Raw genomic sequence first — 15,649 nt, 5'->3', positions numbered from 1 at the left:
GCCGACTAGATTGGTGCGCATGGTCAACGCAGCACGTCCGCTCAGGGTCGGGGTCGTCGGGTACGGGGGAGCGGGACGGGGGATCCACGCGCGGCTCGTGCGCGAGGCCGGCCAGGTCGTCACCGCGGTGGTCGTGCGCTCGCCGGAGCGGCGCGCGGCCGCGGCCGAGGACTGGCCCGGCGTGCACCTGCACGACGACCTCGGTGCTCTCGTGGCCGACCGCGACACCTACGACGTCGTCGTCGTGGCGAGCCCGACGGCGTTGCACGCCGAGCACGCCGCGTCGCTCGCGCAGGCCGGCGTCCCGACGGTCGTCGACAAGCCGCTCGCCCTGGACACGGCGTCGGCGCGCGAGCTGGTCGAGGCGACCGAGGCCGCCGGCACGCCGCTGACCGTGTTCCAGAACCGGCGCTGGGACCCCGAGCAGCTCACGCTGCGCCACGTGCTCGACCGGGGCGACCTCGGGGTGGTGCACACGTTCGAGCGTCGCTGGGAGCGGTGGCGGCCCGTGCCCCGGCAGCGCTGGAAGGAGAACGACCCCGTCGGTGGTGGGCTCCTCCTCGACCTCGGCCCGCACCTGGTCGACTCCGCGACGCAGCTCTTCGGCCCCGTGACGTCGGTGTGGGCCGAGCTCCGGTCCCTGACGACCCCGACGGAGGACGACGTCTTCCTCGTGCTCCACCACGCACCCGACGCTGCGGGGCACGCGGTCGTCAGCCGGCTCTGGGCCGGGTCCGTCGTCGGCGCCCCCGGTCCGCGCACGCGGGTCCTCGGGTCGGCGGGGGCGTACGTCGTGACGACCTTCGAGGACGACGCGTCGCCGTTCGAGGTCTTCGACGACGCCGCGCCCGCCGGCTCGGAGGGCTGGATCACGCACGGTCGCGAGCGCTCCGCCGTGGAGCGCGCCCCCGGCGGCCACGCGGACTTCTACCGCGCCGTGGCGGCGTGGCTGCTCGACGACGGTCCCGTCCCCGTCGACCCGCGCGACGCCGTCCGCACCGCGGAGGTGCTCGACGCCGCCCGGCGCAGCGACGCCGAGGGGCGTCGGGTCGACGTCTGAAGGGACGACCCCCGCCGACCCGCGGGCGTCCGTCCTGTGGATAACCCGTCCCCGCAGCGCTCCGCACGGTGAGATGGGCCCATGCCCGTCTCGCCGCCGTCGCACGCCACCGAGCCTCCGGCCGTCACCCCGCGTGCCGTCGAGGCGCTCACCGCGGCCGGGTGGCAGGTGCGGCCGCGCCCCGGCGTCCCCGGCGGGCTCGTCGCGCGGGACGCGGCGGGGGACGAGTGCACGATCAGCGTCGTCGCGGTCCCCGGCGACCCCGGGGCACGCGCCGCGCTCGTCGAGCACCTGCACGGGCTGGGCGCCGGCGACGAGCACCTCGTCGCGGTGCGCGCCGTCGTCGAGACCGGTGACGGCGGTCTCGCCGTCCTGAGCCAGCACGTGGAGGGTCTGCGCCTCGACGAGCTCGCCGCGGCCCGCGGCCCGTTCGCGGCGGGAGAGGCCGTGACCGTGGCCATCCCTGTCGCGCAGGCGCTCGCAGCGCTCCACCGTGCCGGGCGCGTGCACGGCGGGCTCGACGCGCGCGCGGTCGTGCTGTCCCCGGACGGCCGGGCCGTCGTCCGGCCGCCGCTCACCCCGGGCGACGGCACGACGGCCGACGACGTGCGCGACCTGGCGCGGCTCGTGCTCGGGCTCGTCCCGCCACCGGCGTCGAGCCATCCCGCGTCCGGTGGGACGCCGGCGGACCCTGGCGAGGTGCGGGACCTGGCGGCCCTGCACGGCGAGCTGCTCGTGGCGTTGCGCGAGGATCCGGCGGCCCGCCCGGCGGCCGGGACCTTCGCGGCCCGCTGCTACGACGCGGTCGAGCCCAGCCCCGTGGCCATGCCTGACCCGGCCCGGCTCGTCGCCGCCGCGCTCGGTGGGCGTCGGACGACGGCGACGGTCGCCCCCGGCGTACCCGCGGAAGCAGGTCCGGCGCCCACCCGGGCGGCGTCCCGCGCACGTCGGGAGGGCACGCGCGCCCGCCCGGGTCGCTCTGGCGCGACCCGTGCACGGCCGTTCCGCTCGGAGCGTGCGCGGCCGACCGGGGCTCCGGGGCGGGGTGGTGTCGCGCGCGGGGTGCTCACGACCGCCGGGATCCTCGCGGGCTGCGTCGCGCTCGTGGCCGTCTTGCTCCAGCTCGCGGGGCCGCCTCCGGACACGGGGACGCCGGAGGACGCAGCGACGGCAGGGCGCGGCGCCGCGACGGATCCTGTGACGAGCTCTCCGGCGGACCCCACCACGGACCCCACGACGGACCGGGACGACCCGCTGGGCGCCGCCCGCGAGCTCACGGTCCGACACCTGGCTCTCTTCACGGGTGGCGACGGCGACCTCGCGGCCGTGGTGGTCCCCGGCTCGCCCGCGGCGACGAGCGAGCAGGAGCTCCTCGCCGAGCTCGAGGGCACCGTCGTGCTCGACGCGCAGGTGGAGGTCTTCGACGCGCGGCAGGGCTCGTCCGGCTCGCCGTCACCGTCGCCTGCCGCGCCGTCCGAGCCGTCGTCCGCACCCGTGGACGCGGCGCACGTCGAGGTCGACTACGCCGTGAGCGCCCACCGCCAGCGCACCGCTGAGGGCGAGATCCAGGTCCCCGCGACCCCGCGCACGACGGTCGCCCTCGTCCTGCGCTGGACCGACGCGGGCTGGCGGGTCGCCGAGGTGCTGCTCTGACTCGCGCGCGGCCTCTCAGCCGTCGGCGACCGACCGTGCGGCGGCGTCGAGCTCGGGGTCGGTGAACCGGAACCCGCTCGCCTCCAGCACGGTCGGCAGCGCCCGCTGCGAGCCCAGGATGTCGGACGCGAGCTCACCGAGCGCGATCTTCAGCGCGAACGACGGCACCGCGACGATCGCGGGCCGGTGCAGCGCACGCGCGAGCGCGGCCGTGAGCTCGGCGTTGGTCGCCGGCGCCGGCGCACACAGGTTCACCGGGCCGTGCACGGGCGTGGTGAGGAGGTGGCGCAGGGCGGCGACCTCGTCGCGCAGGGTGATCCAGCTCCAGTACTGCCGGCCGGAGCCGAGGCGTCCGCCGACCCCGAGCCGCACGAGCGGCAGGAGACGGCCCAGCGCGCCGCCCTCCGACGACAGGACGATGCCCGTGCGCGCGTGCACGACCCGCACCCCGGCGTCCTGCGCGGGTGCGGTCGCCGCCTCCCACTCCCGCACGAGGCGCGCGAGGAAACCGTCGCCCGACGCGGACGTCTCCGTGAGGACCTGCGCGCCGCGGTCGCCGTAGTACCCGATCGCCGATCCCTGGACCCAGACGGGGACGGGGTGGTCGAGACCGGCGAGCGTCCGTGCGAGGAGGCCGGTCGTCCGCGTGCGGGACGTGACCAGGGTCCGCTTGTACTCCGTCGTCCAGCGGTGGTCCCCGACACCCGCGCCCGCGAGGTTGACGACGGCGTCCGCGCCCTCGAGCGCCGCGGGATCGAGGATCCCGGCGTCGGGGTCCCACTGGCGCTCGTCGCTCGTCTGCGGCGGTCGTCGCACGAGCCGGCGCACGTGGTGCCCGTCCTCGCGCAGCCGTTCGAGCAGCTCGGCGCCGATGAGTCCGTGCGAGCCGGCCACCACGATGTCCATGGGTCCACCGTACGGGGGCGCGGCGGGTCGCGTGCACCGGTGCCGTGGACGCACCGAGGGCCCCCGACCGGTGCGGTCGGAGGCCCTCGGAGGAGGTGCGGTGTCAGCGCACGAGCGTGCCGGTCAGAGACCGACCTCGGACTCGAACGCCCCCTCCTCGATCCGGTTCTTGATCGAGGTGAGGAAGCGCGCGGCGTCGGCGCCGTCGACCAGGCGGTGGTCGTAGGACAGGAAGACGAAGCACGTCGAGCGGATGCCGATCGTGTCGTTCCCGTCCGCGTCCGTCACCACGGCCGGGCGCTTCGTGATCGTGCCCGTGCCGAGGATCGCGACCTGACCGACCGGGACGATCGGCGTGTCGAAGACCGCGCCGCCCGACCCGGTGTTCGTGATGGTGAACGTCCCGCCCGCGAGCTCGTCGGGCCCGACCTTGTTGGCGCGGGTGCGGGCACCGAGGTCGGCGATCTTGCGCGCGATGCCGGCGAGGTTGAGGTCGCCCGCGTCCTTGATCACCGGGACCACGAGGCCACGCTCGGTGTCGACCGCGATGCCGACGTTCTCCTGGGCGTGGTACGTGATCTCGTCCTCGCCGAAGGTCGCGTTGATCTTCGGGTAGGCCTTGAGCGCCTCGACCGCGGCGAGCGTGAAGAACGGCAGGAACGTGAGGTTCGCGCCCTCGCGTGCCTTGAAGTCCGCCTTCGCGCGGTTGCGCAGCGCCGCGACGCGCGTGACGTCGACCTCGACGGCCGTCGTGAGCTGGGCCTGGGTGCTGAGCGCCTCGACCATGCGGCTCGCGACGAGCTTGCGGAGCCGGCTCGTCTTCTCCGTCGTGCCGCGCAGCGGCGACACGGCGGGGACGGACGGCTTCTTCGGCGCGGCGGGCGCCGACGCCGTGGCAGCAGGGGCCGCGGCGGACGCCTTGGCCTCCTCGGCCTTGCGCGCCGCCTCGAGGACGTCCTCCTTGCGGACACGGCCACCGACACCCGTGCCCGTCAGGGTCGACAGGTCCACGCCCTTGTCGGCCGCGAGCTTGCGCACGAGCGGCGTGAGGTACGTGCCGCCGGCCTTCACAGCCGGTGCCGGGGTCGCGCCCGGTGCGGACGGAGCCTCCTGCGCCGGCTGGGATGGCTGCGCCGGAGCGCTCGTCGCGGGCGCCTCCTCCTGGGCCGCCTGCGCCGGGACGTCCGCCTCGCTGGCCGGGGTCTGCGCCTCGACCGGGTTCTGGGCCGACTGCTCCTCGTGCTTCGGTGTCTCCTGCGGCTGCGCCTCCTGCTGAGGAGCCTCCTGCGGGGACGCCTCCTGCTGAGGAGCCTCCTGCGCCGCGGCCGGGGCGGCGCCCGAGCCGACGATCGCGAGGACCGCGCCGACCTCGACCGTCTCGTCCTCCTGGACGAGGATCTGCTGGACGGTGCCCGCGACGGGCGACGGGACCTCGGTGTCGACCTTGTCGGTCGAGACCTCGAGCAGCGGCTCGTCGACCTCGACGCTGTCGCCGACGGCCTTGAGCCAGCGCGTGACGGTGCCCTCGGTGACGGACTCCCCGAGAGCCGGGAGCTTGATCTCCTCGCCGCCCGACCCGCCTGCGGGAGCGGGCTCCTCGGACTGCGCGGGTGACTCCTGGGCGGGTGCCTCCTGCGCCGGGGTCTCCTGCGCCGGGGTCTCCTGCGCCGGGGTCTCCTGCGCCGGGGTCTCCTGCCCGGCGGCTGCCGGGTCCTCTGCCTGCGGGGCCGGCTCCTCGGCCGGCTTCTCCTCGGCAGCGGGCTCCTCGGCCTGCGCGGGCGCGGCGGAGCCGCCGCCCTCGCCGGAGCCGATGACGGCCAGGTTCGCGCCGACCTCGACGGTCTCGTCCTCCTGGACGAGGATCTGTTCGAGGACGCCTGCGACGGGGGAGGGGATCTCGGTGTCGACCTTGTCGGTGGACACCTCGAGCAAGGGCTCGTCGACCTCGACGGTGTCGCCGACGTTCTTGAGCCAACGGGTGACGGTGCCCTCGGTGACGGACTCGCCGAGTGCCGGCATCTGCACGTTCTCAGACATGACCTGCCTGGTCTCCTTCGATCGTTGGGGGTCAGTTGTGGGCGTGCAGAGGCTTGCCGGCAAGTGCCAGGTGCGCCTCTCCGAGTGCCTCGTTCTGGGTGGGATGGGCGTGGACCAGGGCGGCGACGTCCTCGGGGTACGCCTCCCAGCCCACGATGAGCTGGCCCTCGCCCACGAGCTCGCCGACGCGCGCACCGATCATGTGCACACCGACGACGGGGCCGTCCTTGCGGCGGACGAGCTTCACGAAGCCGCTCGTCCCGAGGATCTTGCTCTTGCCGTTGCCGGCGAGGTTGTACTCGAGGGCCTCGACGGCGTCGGACCCGTAGGTCTCGCGCGCGTCGGCCTCGGTGAGCCCGACGGACGCGACCTCGGGCTCGCAGTAAGTGACCCGGGGGATCGACGACTCGACGATCGGCGTCGGCTCCAGGCCGGCGATCTGCTCCGCGAGGAAGATCCCCTGGGCGAAGCCGCGGTGCGCGAGCTGCAGGCCGGGGACGATGTCGCCCGCGGCCCAGATGTTGCCCACGCCGGTGTGCAGGCGCTCGTCGACCACGACGAAGCCGCGGTCGAGCGTGACGCCCTGCTCCTCGTACCCGAGGTCGGCCGTGCGGGGTCCACGACCGACGGCGACGAGCAGCAGCTCGGCGTCGAAGGTCTTGCCGGACTCGAGCGTGACCGTGACGCCGGAGTCGGTCTCCTTGACGCCGGCGAACCGGTCGCCGAGCGAGAACTGGATGCCGCGCTTGCGGAACGCGCGCTCGAGCGACTTCGACAACGCCACGTCCTCGTTCGGGACCAGGTGCGGCAGGGCCTCGACGATCTGGACGTCTGCGCCGAAGGACCGCCACACGCTCGCGAACTCGACGCCGATGACGCCGCCGCCGAGCACGACCACCGACGACGGGACCCGGTCGAGCCCGAGCGCCTGGTCGGAGGTGATGACCCGGCCGCCGATCTCGAGGCCGGGCAGCGTCCGGGAGTACGACCCGGTGGCGAGGACGACGTGGCGGCCGGTGTACCGGGTGCCGTCGACCTCGACGGTGTCCGGGCCCACGAGGCGGCCGTGGCCCTGGACGTAGGTGATGCCGCGCGACGCGACGAGCCCCTGCAGGCCCTTGTAGAGGCCCGCGACGACGCCGTCCTTGTAGCTGTTGACCCCGGCCATGTCGACGCCGTCGAACGTGCTGCGGATGCCGAACCGCTCGCCCTCGCGCGCGCCGTCGGCGAGCTCGGCAGCGTGCAGCAGGGCCTTCGTGGGGATGCACCCGTTGTGCAGGCACGTCCCGCCCAGCTTGCCCGACTCGACGAGCACGACGTCGAGGCCGAGCTGCGCGGCCCGCAGCGCGGTCGCGTAACCGGCGCTGCCTCCGCCCAGGACGACGACGTCCGACGGGGTGCCGGATGGTGTGGCGGGTTCGGCCACGTGCGACTCCTTCAGGGAGGGGAGAGCGGTGTCGGACGTCCACGGCACGACGACGGGCTGACGGGACCGGCGGGTCCCGGCCCACGGTACGTGAACGTTCTCCGGAGCCATCTTGGCACCTCGGGCACCGCCTCCCCAATCGAGGACGGCCCGGACGGCTGTGACGATGGAGACAGGAACGTGACAGGGGCCCGGGTGGACCGGCACACCGACGTCGCCCGGTGCTCGCCCGGGAACCGTCCAGCCCCGCGCTGTACCCTGCCGGTGTGTCCCGGCTCTCACGACTGTTCTCCCGTCGTCCGACCACGAGCTCGGCCGCGGCCTCGTCCCCGGCTGCCTCGTCGGACGCCCGCAGAGCGACCCTCGCGCACCTCCAGGAATTCGTCGGCACGCGCGTCGGCGTCGAGGCCTACGTCGAGCCGCCGACGCCCGACACGGGCGCGACGCTCCTGCTCATCGCGACGACCGGGGAGTGGACGCGACGGCGCGTGCCGGACGAACGGACCGCGTTCGACGTCGCGGGCTCGCTCGGCATCCCCGTCTACAACGTGCGGTTCACGGGGTACCCGCAGCGCATGCGGGACTGGAACTCGCGCCAGCGTCGGCGCTGACGCCGGCGCGAGTCCTCTGGGCTCAGCGCCCGGTGCGGCCCTCGACGAGCGACAGCAGCGTGCGCACGGCGACGCCGGTCCCGCCCACGGGCGTGTACCCGTGCGCCGAACCCTCGTTGAACGCGGGTCCCGCGATGTCCAGGTGCGCCCACGGCGTCGACCCGACGAACTCCTGGAGGAACAGCCCGGCGACGAGCATGCCGCCGAACCGGTCCCCGATGTTCGCGAGGTCGGCGACCTTCGACTTCAGGGACGCCCCGAGCTCCTCGGGCAGCGGCATCGGCCAGAACTGCTCGCCCGCGCCGTCCGCGGCCGCGACGACCTCGGACCGCACGGCCTCCGCACCCATCACGGCGGACACGCGGTTGCCCAGCGCGACCATCTGCGCACCGGTGAGCGTCGCGACGTCGAGCACGACGTCCGGCTTCTCCTCGACGGCCGCGACGAGGCCGTCCGCCATGACGAGGCGGCCCTCGGCGTCGGTGTTCAGCACCTCGACGGTCTTGCCGCCGCGGATCGTGATGACGTCGGACGGACGCTGCGCGGTGCCCGACGGCATGTTCTCCGCGAGGCAGAGCCACCCGGTGACGGCGACCGGCAGGCCCAGGCGGGCGGCGGCCACGACCGTGCTCAGGACCGCTGCGGCCCCCGCCATGTCGGACTTCATCGCCTCCATGCCCTTCGCGGGCTTGATGGAGATGCCGCCGGAGTCGAACGTGATGCCCTTGCCCACGAGCGCGACCTTGGCGGCCGGGCGCGAGGGGGAGTAGGCGACCTTGACGAGGCGCGGCCCGCGCGTCGAGCCCTGGCCGACGCCCACGAGGCCGCCGTAACCGCCGGCGACGAGCGCCTTGTCGTCGAGGACGGTGACCTTGAGGCCCTTGGCCCCGGAGTCCTTCACGGCCTGCTTCGCCGCGTCGGCGAACGCGGCGGGGAAGAGGTCGTTCGGCGCCGCGTTGACGAGGTCGCGCGTCGCGTTGACGGCGTCCGCCACGACGCGGGCGCGCTCGACGGCGGTCTTGACGGCCGCGCTGCGGGCGTTCCCCGCGAGCACCTCGATCGTCGCCACCGGCTGCGCGGACGGGGCCGTCGCGGCCTCGCCCGTGCGGTAGCGCGAGAAGACGTACGCGCCGAGGAGCGCGCCCTCGGCCACGGCGGCGACGTCGGCGTCGTCCTCGACGGGCAGCGCGACGGCCACGGAGCCCGTGCCGGCGAGCGCTCGCACCGCGGCGCCCGCGGCACGGCGCAGCGCCTCGGTGCCGAACGTGCCGTCGGCACGGCGGGCGCCCAGCCCGACCAGCACGAGCACGTCGGCCGCGAGGTCGGCGCCGGCGGGCACCTTGCGGACCTCGTCCGCGGCGCCGGTGATGCCGAGCGCGGGGGCGAGGTCCTCGAGACCGGCGACGACCGCGCGGGGCAGGTCGCCCCCGACGATCGCGACGCCGTCCGACGACGTGTGGGTGCCGACGACGAGCACGTCGACCTTGGCACCGGCGGGATTCTTGCTGGAGACGGTCAGTTGAGCCACCTGGCGATGCTAACCCCGCAACCGGCCCGATTCCGCCCGGGCGTGCGACCGCCGGTACGCTCGGCGGCGTGGTCCTTCCCCTCGTGCTCGCCGTCGTCGCGGCGTGCGTGGCGCTCGCGGGCTGGGCGACCGTCTACGTCGTGCGCGACCGCGCCGTCGTGCTGCGCCAGCTCTGGGGTGCCGCCGTCGTCGAGGGACTGATCCTCGTCCAGTGCGTCGTCCTCGGCATCCTCGGCGCGACGGGGACCGCGCCGACCGACCCGGTGCTCCTGTGGGGCTACCTCGTGACCGCGCTGTTCGTCCTGCCCGTGGCCGCGCTGTGGGCGTTCGCCGAGCGCACGCGCTGGAGCTCGGTGGTGCTCGCCGTCGCGGCGCTCACCGTGGCCTTCCTCGAGTGGCGGGTCTGGCAGATCTGGAACACGTGACCCGGAGGTCTCGATGAGCGCACCCCGCTCGACCGGCAGCGGGTTCGGCCGCGTCCTGGTCGTCGTCTACGGCATCTTCGCGGTCGCCGCCACGGCCCGAGCCGCCGTCCAGCTCCTGCGCGACTGGCACGAGGCGCCCCTCGCGTACGGCCTGTCGGCGTTCGCCGCGCTCGTGTACGTCGTGGCCACCGTCGCGCTGGCGCGCGGCGGTCCGGTGGCCCGCCGCGTCGCCTGGTGCGCGGTGGGCGTCGAGCTCGTCGGCGTGCTGGCCGTCGGGACGCTCTCGCTCGTCGATGCCGCGGCCTTCCCGCGCGCGACCGTGTGGTCCGGCTTCGGTCAGGGCTACGGCTACGTGCCGCTCGTCCTGCCGTTCGTCGGCCTGTGGTGGCTGTGGCGCACGCGCGCCGTCCCCGACGAGCTGCCCGACGACGCGACCCCCACGAGCGGGACCACCCGCCCGTCCGCCCACGACACCTCGGAGGACGTCGCATGAGCCGCCGCCCGGTCCTGTACTCGCTGCTGTTCGACACCGTCTTCACCCGCATGGACCCCGAACGGGCCCACGAGGTGGCGTTCACGCTCATCTCCGCCGCCGGGCGGGTGCCCGTGCTGCGCGACGTCGTGCAGGGCGCGCTCGCGCCCTACCTCGGCCGCAGGGCGGGGGGCCGCGGCAGCGTCGAGGTGCTCGGGCGCGTCTTCCCGGCGCCGTTCGGCCTCGCCGGCGGGTTCGACAAGAACGCGCGCGCGATCCGTGGCCTCACGATGCTGGGCTTCGCGTTCGTCGAGGTCGGGACCGTGACGGCGCACGCCCAGCCGGGCAACGAGAAGCCGCGGCTGTGGCGTGAGCTCGACGTGCGCGGCGTGCGCAACCGGATGGGGTTCAACAACGAGGGCGCGGCGGCGGCGGCCCGGCGGCTCGAGGAGCTGCGCGCCACGCCCGCCGGCCGTGCGGTGATCGTCGGGGCGAACATCGGGAAGACGAAGGTCACGCCCGCCGCGGAAGCGGCGGGCGACTACGCGACGAGCGCGAGCCTGCTCGCACCGTTCGCGGACTACCTCGTCGTCAACGTGTCGTCGCCCAACACGCCCGGCCTGCGCGACCTGCAGGAGATCGAGTCGCTCCGCCCGATCCTCGTGGCCGTGCGCGAGGCCGCCGACACCTCGACCGCCGCCGCGGGTGTCGGTCGCGTGCCGCTCCTCGTGAAGATCGCGCCCGACCTGGCCGACGAGGACGTCGACGCGGTCGCGGACCTCGTCGACGAGCTGGACCTCGACGGCGTGGTGGCCGTGAACACGACGATCGGCCACGACCGCGGCCCCGGCGGGCTGTCCGGCCCGCCGGTGCTCGCCCGCGGGCGAGCGGTCGTCGCACGGCTGCGCGAGCGACTCGGCGACGGGCGCGCGATCATCGGCGTGGGCGGGATCACGACCCCGCACGACGCGCGCGACTACCTGCACGCGGGCGCCGACCTGGTCCAGGGCTATACGGGCTTCCTCTACCAGGGTCCGTTCTGGGCGGCGCGCATCAACCGCTCGCTCGTGCGCCACCCGGAGCCGGGCGAGAACGTGCGGGGCACGCGGACGGGCACGGAGACGGGCACGGCCACGACCGACGGCTCGACGAGCAGCACGGACACGGAGGAGGCGCCATGATCCGGCCGCAGTGGGTCTGGGAGCTCGACGACGCCGACGGGCGCCCGCTCGCGTCGCCGGTGAGCCCGGTCTTCACGACGCAGTTCGACGCCGAGCAGTGGCTCGGTGAGACGTGGCGCTCTCTCGCGGCGGGCGGCGCGGTCGTCGCGCGGCTCCTGCACGACGGCGCCCAGGCCACGGCGCCGGTGGAGCTCCGGGCGGGCTGAGCCCCGCGTCGTCGTCCACCGCCGGATGCGGCCCGCCGGGCGCGACCGGTGGACGTACGACGGCTCAGTCCCGCACGCGGTCCCAGGCGGCCGCGAGGCGCCGCACGGCGCGGGCGACCTCGTCGGGCGGGCGGGAGAACGTCAGGCGCACCCGGTCGGTCGAGCTGCCGTCCGGCGTGAACGTCGGCCCGGCGTTGACCAGCACCCCCTCGGCGGTCGACGCCGCGGCGAACGCGTGCGCGAGCGGCGCGCCCAGTCCCGCCCACAGCGACAGGCCGCCGGGCGGCACCGGGACGTCCCAGTCGGGCAGCGCGTCGGCGAGCAGGCGGCACACGTGGTCGCGCTGCTCGCGCAGCATGACGCGGCGCTCGGCGAGCACGTCCGTCCGGTCCGCGAGGAGCTCGACGACCGCGAGCTGCTCGAGCACCGCCGTCGCGATGTCCGCCGACTGGCGGGTGCGGGCGAGGCGCGCGACGAGGTCGGGGTGCGCGCGCACCCACCCGACCCGCAGGCCGCCCCAGAAGGACTTCGACGCCGAGCCGACGGTGACGAGGTACGGCGACGTGCCGTCCCCGGCGAGCGGCGGCGCGACGTCTCCCTCGTCGTGGGGGTCCGTGTCCAGGGACAGGTCGGTGAGCGTCTCGTCGCCGACGACGGTCACGCGGTGTCGCGCCGCCGCCTCGCGGACGCCCGCGCGCTCCTCCGGAGTGAAGGTGTAGCCCGTCGGGTTGTGGAAGTCGGGCACGAGGTAGACGAGCCGCGGTGACACCTGCCGCAGCGTGGACTCGAAGAGACCGACGTCGAAGCCCGGCGCCGACCCCGGTCCGCCGCGCCCCACCGGGAGCGCGACGAGACGTGCCCCGGCCCGGCGCAGCGCCTCCATCGCGTGGTAGTACGTCGGCGACTGGACGACGGCCCGGTCGCCCGTGCCGAGAAGCGTCGCCGCGAGCGTCGTGATCGCGTGCTGGGCGCCCGTGGTGACGAGGATCTGGTCGGTGTCCGTCGGGGTGCCGCGCGCGGTGAAGCGCGCCGCGAGCGCCTCGCGCAGCGCCGCGACGCCGTAGGGCTCGTACCCGCCGCCGGCGAGGTGCTCGGGCAACCGCTCGAGCGCGCGCCCGTAGGCGGCGTGCAGCCCCGACGGCGCGGCGGACGTCGCCTGCGACAGGTCGACGAGGTCGACGGCGCCCCGCGCGCCGGGAAGCCCGGTGGTCGTCGGCGCGTCGCCGCCGGCGGGTCGCGCCGCGGAACGGCGCCGACCCCCGTGCGGGAGCACGACGAGCGTGCCGGCGCCCGTGCGCGACCGCGCGAAGCCGAGCTCGCGCAGCCGACGGAAGGCCGCGGCCGTCGTCGTGCGGGAGACGCCGAGCGCCGTCGCAAGGTCGCGTTCCGACGGCAGCCTCGTGTGCGGCGCGAGGGTACCGGCGAGCACGGCGGCGCGCAGGGCGTCCGCGAGCGCGACGTAGGCCGGGCCGCCCGCGTGCCAGCGCCCGAGGAGCCGGACGGCCGCCGCGGGGGAGAGGTGGCGGTGCACGTCGAGCCCGGCGCTCGCGGTGGTGGCGAGGCGAGGCAGGCCGGCCGGTCGTACGTCGTGGCGGGTCGCACGCGGGACGCTCATCAGGCCACTCTCTCCACATTGGCTATAGAAGACGAGGCCAATGAGACCACAGGATGGTGGCCATGTCACCGTTCCGTCGCACAGCCCAGCTCTTCCTCGGCCTGCTCGGCTACGCGCTGTCCATGGCGATGCTCCTGCACGCCGGTCAGGGCGGGATGCCGTGGGACGTGCTCCACCAGGGGATCGTGGAGCGGACCGGGCTCCCGTTCGGCGTCGTCGTCGTCGCGCTGAGCGCGCTCGCGCTCCTGGCGTGGATCCCGCTGCGGCAGCGGCCGGGGATCGGGACCCTCGCGAACGTCGTCGTCATCGGCGTGACCATCGACCCGGCGATCGCGCTCGTCGAGCGGGTCGTCCCGTCGCCCGGGACCGGGGCGGGCATCGCCCTCGCGATCGGCGGCATCGTCCTCAACGGCGTGGCGACCTCGGCCTATCTCGGCGTGCGGCTCGGCCCCGGGCCGCGCGACGGCCTCATGACGGGCCTCGTCGCCCGGACGGGCCGGTCCGTGCGGCTCGTGCGCACGCTCATCGAGGTCGTCGTGGTCTCGCTCGGCTGGGCGCTGGGCGGGACGCTCGGCTGGGCGACGCTGGCCTACGCCGTCGGCGTCGGGCCGATCGTCCAGCTCACGGCGCGCTGGTTCGCGCCGCGTGGCCTGGCGGCGGCGGGCAGGGTGCCGGTGCCGCGTGCGGAGGCGTCCGCGCCGGCGCGATGAGACTCCCGGTCCGGGGGAGGGAGGCATGCCCGACGCCCGGGCCGGTGGGACGACGACGCGCGGGGTGCCCGGTCCGGGCGCCCCGCGCGTCGTGCACGGCGGTCGTGCGGTGCTGCGGCAGCAGGCGTCAGGAGGGACGCTTCTGCGGCGCGCCCTCAGCGGTCTTGCGCGCGTCGCGCTCGACGACGTTCCCCAGGACCTCGTCGATGCGCGCGAGGAGCTCCGCGGGGATCGTCACGCCCGCGGCCTTGACGTTCTCCGCGACCTGCTCGGGGCGCGAGGCGCCGACGAGCGCCGCGGCGACGTTGTCGTTCTGCAGAACCCACGCGATGGAGAGCTGCGCCATGGAGAGGCCCAGCTCGTCCGCGACCGGCTTGAGGTCCTGCACGCGGGACAGGACGTCGTCGGTCATGAACCGCTGGATCATCCGGGCGCCGCCCTTGTCGTCCGTGGCGCGCGAGCCCGCGGGCAGCGGCTGGCCCGGCACGTACTTGCCGGACAGCACGCCCTGGGCCATCGGGGACCAGACGATCTGCGACACGCCGAGCTCGCGTGAGGTCGGCACGACCTCGTCCTCGATGACGCGCCACAGCATCGAGTACTGCGGCTGCGACGAGATGAGCTGGAAGCCGAGGTCCTTCGCGAGCGCGTGGCCCGCGCGGATCTGGTCGGCGGTCCACTCCGAGACGCCGATGTACAGGGCCTTGCCCTGGCGGACGATGTCGGCGAACGCCTGCATCGTCTCCTCGAGCGGCGTCTCGGTGTCGAACCGGTGCGCCTGGTAGAGGTCGACGTAGTCCGTGCCGAGCCGCGTCAGCGAGCCGTTGATCGACTCCATGACGTGCTTGCGGGACAGGCCGGAGTCGTTGGGGCCGGCGGGGCCGGTCGGCCAGTAAACCTTCGTGAAGATCTCGAGGGACTCGCGACGCTGGCCCTTGAGGGCGTCGCCGAGGACCTGCTCGGCCTTCGTGTTCGCGTAGACGTCCGCGGTGTCGAACGACGTGATGCCGGCGTCGAGCGCGGCGTGCACGCACGCGGTGGCCGTGTCGTTCTCGACCTGGGAGCCGTGGGTGAGCCAGTTGCCGTAGGTGATCTCGGAGATCTTGAGCCCCGAGTTGCCGAGGTAGCGGTAGTTGGGCATGGCCCTAACCTATCGGCCGGACGGTTGCCCGAGGAACCGGCGGACGGATGCCCGACGGTGCCGACCGTCACTCCGGGTAGACGCCGTGCTTCTTGTGCACGGGCTTCGGCAGGCGCGCCCGGCGCAGCTGGAACGCGCGCATCACGGCGTACATGACCGTGCCCTTCGGCACCTCGCCGAACTTCTTGACGAGCCGCTTGCGCAGGCCGCGCCACATGATGAACGCGTCGACGATCGTCAGCAGCACGATGACGTACAGCGCCATGACCGTGATGAACGCGAGCCCCTGGTTCTGGGCGGTGAGCAGCGACATGACGATGAACACGAGGGCGATCGGGAGGAAGAACTCGCCGAGGTTCCACCGCGCGTCCACGTGGTCGCGCACGTAGCGGCGGACCGGTCCCTTGTCGCGCGGCGGCAGGTAGCGCTCGTCGCCGGTCTGCATCGCCTGGTACTGGCGGTCGCGCATCTCGCGCTGCTTCTCCCGCGCCGACTTCGCCGCCGCCCGGCGGTCGTCCGGCACGAGCGGGCGCTTGTTCGCGGCCTCGGACTCCTTGCGCCTGGGAGTCGGTCGGCCCTTGCCGGTGGCCGTGCCGGACTCGATCTCGGCCGCCGCGTCGACGGGGTCGGGGGCGGACGACGTGGCGCCGGGCTTGCTGCGGGAGAACACGGGTCCAG

General features: G+C 74.8%; 15 protein-coding genes. 8 read left to right on the top strand and 7 right to left on the bottom strand.

Translation table 11 applies throughout. From position 1 onward, the window contains the following. Nucleotides 1-19: 19 nt before the first annotated feature. Nucleotides 20-1,060, top strand: coding sequence for a Gfo/Idh/MocA family protein (locus AC4H2G_RS06945; protein WP_494365037.1), 1,041 nt, complete (start codon nt 20-22; stop codon nt 1,058-1,060). A gap of 81 nt (nt 1,061-1,141) precedes the next feature. Further along, nucleotides 1,142-2,713 carry a serine/threonine-protein kinase gene (locus tag AC4H2G_RS06940; RefSeq protein ID WP_494365036.1) on the top strand — a complete coding sequence of 524 codons (1,572 nt, stop codon included), beginning with the start codon at nt 1,142-1,144 and terminating at the stop codon, nt 2,711-2,713. Between the two features lie 15 nt (nt 2,714-2,728). Here the strand turns inward: AC4H2G_RS06940 and AC4H2G_RS06935 are convergent, their stop codons facing one another. The 3 genes from AC4H2G_RS06935 to lpdA all read right to left on the bottom strand — a co-directional run bounded on the left by AC4H2G_RS06935 (nt 2,729) and on the right by lpdA (nt 7,082). After that, a complete protein-coding gene (locus AC4H2G_RS06935) occupies nt 2,729-3,619 on the bottom strand; it encodes a TIGR01777 family oxidoreductase (protein WP_494365035.1) in 891 nt (296 codons plus the stop codon). A gap of 123 nt (nt 3,620-3,742) precedes the next feature. Continuing rightward, complete coding sequence (sucB, locus tag AC4H2G_RS06930; RefSeq protein WP_494365034.1) at nt 3,743-5,656, bottom strand: 2-oxoglutarate dehydrogenase, E2 component, dihydrolipoamide succinyltransferase; 1,914 nt, start codon at nt 5,654-5,656, stop codon at nt 3,743-3,745. A gap of 31 nt (nt 5,657-5,687) precedes the next feature. Then, on the bottom strand, nt 5,688-7,082 hold the full coding sequence (gene lpdA, locus AC4H2G_RS06925) for a dihydrolipoyl dehydrogenase (RefSeq protein ID WP_494365033.1): 1,395 nt from the start codon (nt 7,080-7,082) through the stop codon (nt 5,688-5,690). 266 nt (nt 7,083-7,348) lie between these two features. Between lpdA and AC4H2G_RS06920 the strand changes: the two genes are divergently transcribed. Next, nucleotides 7,349-7,693 (top strand): oxidoreductase, encoded by a 345-nt coding sequence (locus AC4H2G_RS06920; RefSeq protein WP_494365032.1) that lies wholly within the window; start codon nt 7,349-7,351, stop codon nt 7,691-7,693. Between the two features lie 22 nt (nt 7,694-7,715). On the opposite strand, the gene AC4H2G_RS06915 is transcribed toward AC4H2G_RS06920, so the two are convergent. Next, nucleotides 7,716-9,221 carry a leucyl aminopeptidase gene (locus tag AC4H2G_RS06915; protein WP_494365031.1) on the bottom strand — a complete coding sequence of 502 codons (1,506 nt, stop codon included), beginning with the start codon at nt 9,219-9,221 and terminating at the stop codon, nt 7,716-7,718. Nucleotides 9,222-9,289: 68 nt separating this feature from the next. On the opposite strand from AC4H2G_RS06915, the gene AC4H2G_RS06910 reads away from it, so the two are divergent. The 4 genes from AC4H2G_RS06910 to AC4H2G_RS06895 are packed head-to-tail and all read left to right on the top strand — an operon-like array spanning nt 9,290 to nt 11,505. Beyond that, complete coding sequence (locus tag AC4H2G_RS06910; protein ID WP_494365030.1) at nt 9,290-9,646, top strand: hypothetical protein; 357 nt, start codon at nt 9,290-9,292, stop codon at nt 9,644-9,646. Nucleotides 9,647-9,659: 13 nt separating this feature from the next. Beyond that, nucleotides 9,660-10,139, top strand: a complete 480-nt coding sequence (locus AC4H2G_RS06905; RefSeq protein WP_494365029.1) for a hypothetical protein — start codon at nt 9,660-9,662, stop codon at nt 10,137-10,139. Continuing rightward, nucleotides 10,136-11,299, top strand: coding sequence for a quinone-dependent dihydroorotate dehydrogenase (locus tag AC4H2G_RS06900; RefSeq protein ID WP_494365028.1), 1,164 nt, complete (start codon nt 10,136-10,138; stop codon nt 11,297-11,299). The genes AC4H2G_RS06905 and AC4H2G_RS06900 overlap by 4 nt, the downstream gene beginning before the upstream one ends. After that, complete coding sequence (locus tag AC4H2G_RS06895) at nt 11,296-11,505, top strand: hypothetical protein (RefSeq protein ID WP_494365027.1); 210 nt, start codon at nt 11,296-11,298, stop codon at nt 11,503-11,505. Before AC4H2G_RS06900 ends, AC4H2G_RS06895 begins: the two co-directional genes overlap by 4 nt. 64 nt (nt 11,506-11,569) lie before the next feature. Here AC4H2G_RS06895 and yczR read toward each other — a convergent pair whose 3' ends face one another. Next, the gene (yczR, locus tag AC4H2G_RS06890) at nt 11,570-13,120 is read right to left on the bottom strand and encodes a MocR-like transcription factor YczR (RefSeq protein ID WP_494365026.1); all 1,551 of its coding nucleotides are present in this window, start codon (nt 13,118-13,120) and stop codon (nt 11,570-11,572) included. A 62-nt stretch (nt 13,121-13,182) separates the two neighbouring features. On the opposite strand from yczR, the gene yczE reads away from it, so the two are divergent. Further along, nucleotides 13,183-13,830 (top strand): membrane protein YczE, encoded by a 648-nt coding sequence (gene yczE / locus AC4H2G_RS06885; protein WP_494365025.1) that lies wholly within the window; start codon nt 13,183-13,185, stop codon nt 13,828-13,830. A 127-nt stretch (nt 13,831-13,957) separates the two neighbouring features. Here yczE and AC4H2G_RS06880 read toward each other — a convergent pair whose 3' ends face one another. Together AC4H2G_RS06880 and AC4H2G_RS06875 are read right to left on the bottom strand one after the other, a co-directional pair. Next, nucleotides 13,958-14,971, bottom strand: coding sequence for an aldo/keto reductase family protein (locus AC4H2G_RS06880; protein WP_494365024.1), 1,014 nt, complete (start codon nt 14,969-14,971; stop codon nt 13,958-13,960). A gap of 67 nt (nt 14,972-15,038) precedes the next feature. Continuing rightward, nucleotides 15,039-15,641, bottom strand: coding sequence for a DUF3043 domain-containing protein (locus tag AC4H2G_RS06875; protein ID WP_494365023.1), 603 nt, complete (start codon nt 15,639-15,641; stop codon nt 15,039-15,041). Nucleotides 15,642-15,649: the final 8 nt, after the last annotated feature.

It is taken from the genome of Cellulosimicrobium sp. BMG9.23, assembly GCF_059159985.1.
Note: the sequence above shows the minus strand (reverse complement) of the source record. Positions and strands in the feature narration are given on the sequence as shown.

Coding starts and splice junctions, on each gene's coding strand:
- AC4H2G_RS06900 (WP_494365028.1), top strand. CDS start 10,136: ATGAGCCGCCGCCCGGTCCTGTACTCGCTGCTGTTCGACACCGTCTTC.
- AC4H2G_RS06945 (WP_494365037.1), top strand. CDS start 20: ATGGTCAACGCAGCACGTCCGCTCAGGGTCGGGGTCGTCGGGTACGGG.
- yczR (WP_494365026.1), bottom strand. CDS start 13,120: ATGAGCGTCCCGCGTGCGACCCGCCACGACGTACGACCGGCCGGCCTG.
- sucB (WP_494365034.1), bottom strand. CDS start 5,656: ATGTCTGAGAACGTGCAGATGCCGGCACTCGGCGAGTCCGTCACCGAG.
- AC4H2G_RS06905 (WP_494365029.1), top strand. CDS start 9,660: ATGAGCGCACCCCGCTCGACCGGCAGCGGGTTCGGCCGCGTCCTGGTC.
- AC4H2G_RS06895 (WP_494365027.1), top strand. CDS start 11,296: ATGATCCGGCCGCAGTGGGTCTGGGAGCTCGACGACGCCGACGGGCGC.
- AC4H2G_RS06940 (WP_494365036.1), top strand. CDS start 1,142: ATGCCCGTCTCGCCGCCGTCGCACGCCACCGAGCCTCCGGCCGTCACC.
- yczE (WP_494365025.1), top strand. CDS start 13,183: ATGTCACCGTTCCGTCGCACAGCCCAGCTCTTCCTCGGCCTGCTCGGC.
- AC4H2G_RS06880 (WP_494365024.1), bottom strand. CDS start 14,971: ATGCCCAACTACCGCTACCTCGGCAACTCGGGGCTCAAGATCTCCGAG.
- AC4H2G_RS06935 (WP_494365035.1), bottom strand. CDS start 3,619: ATGGACATCGTGGTGGCCGGCTCGCACGGACTCATCGGCGCCGAGCTG.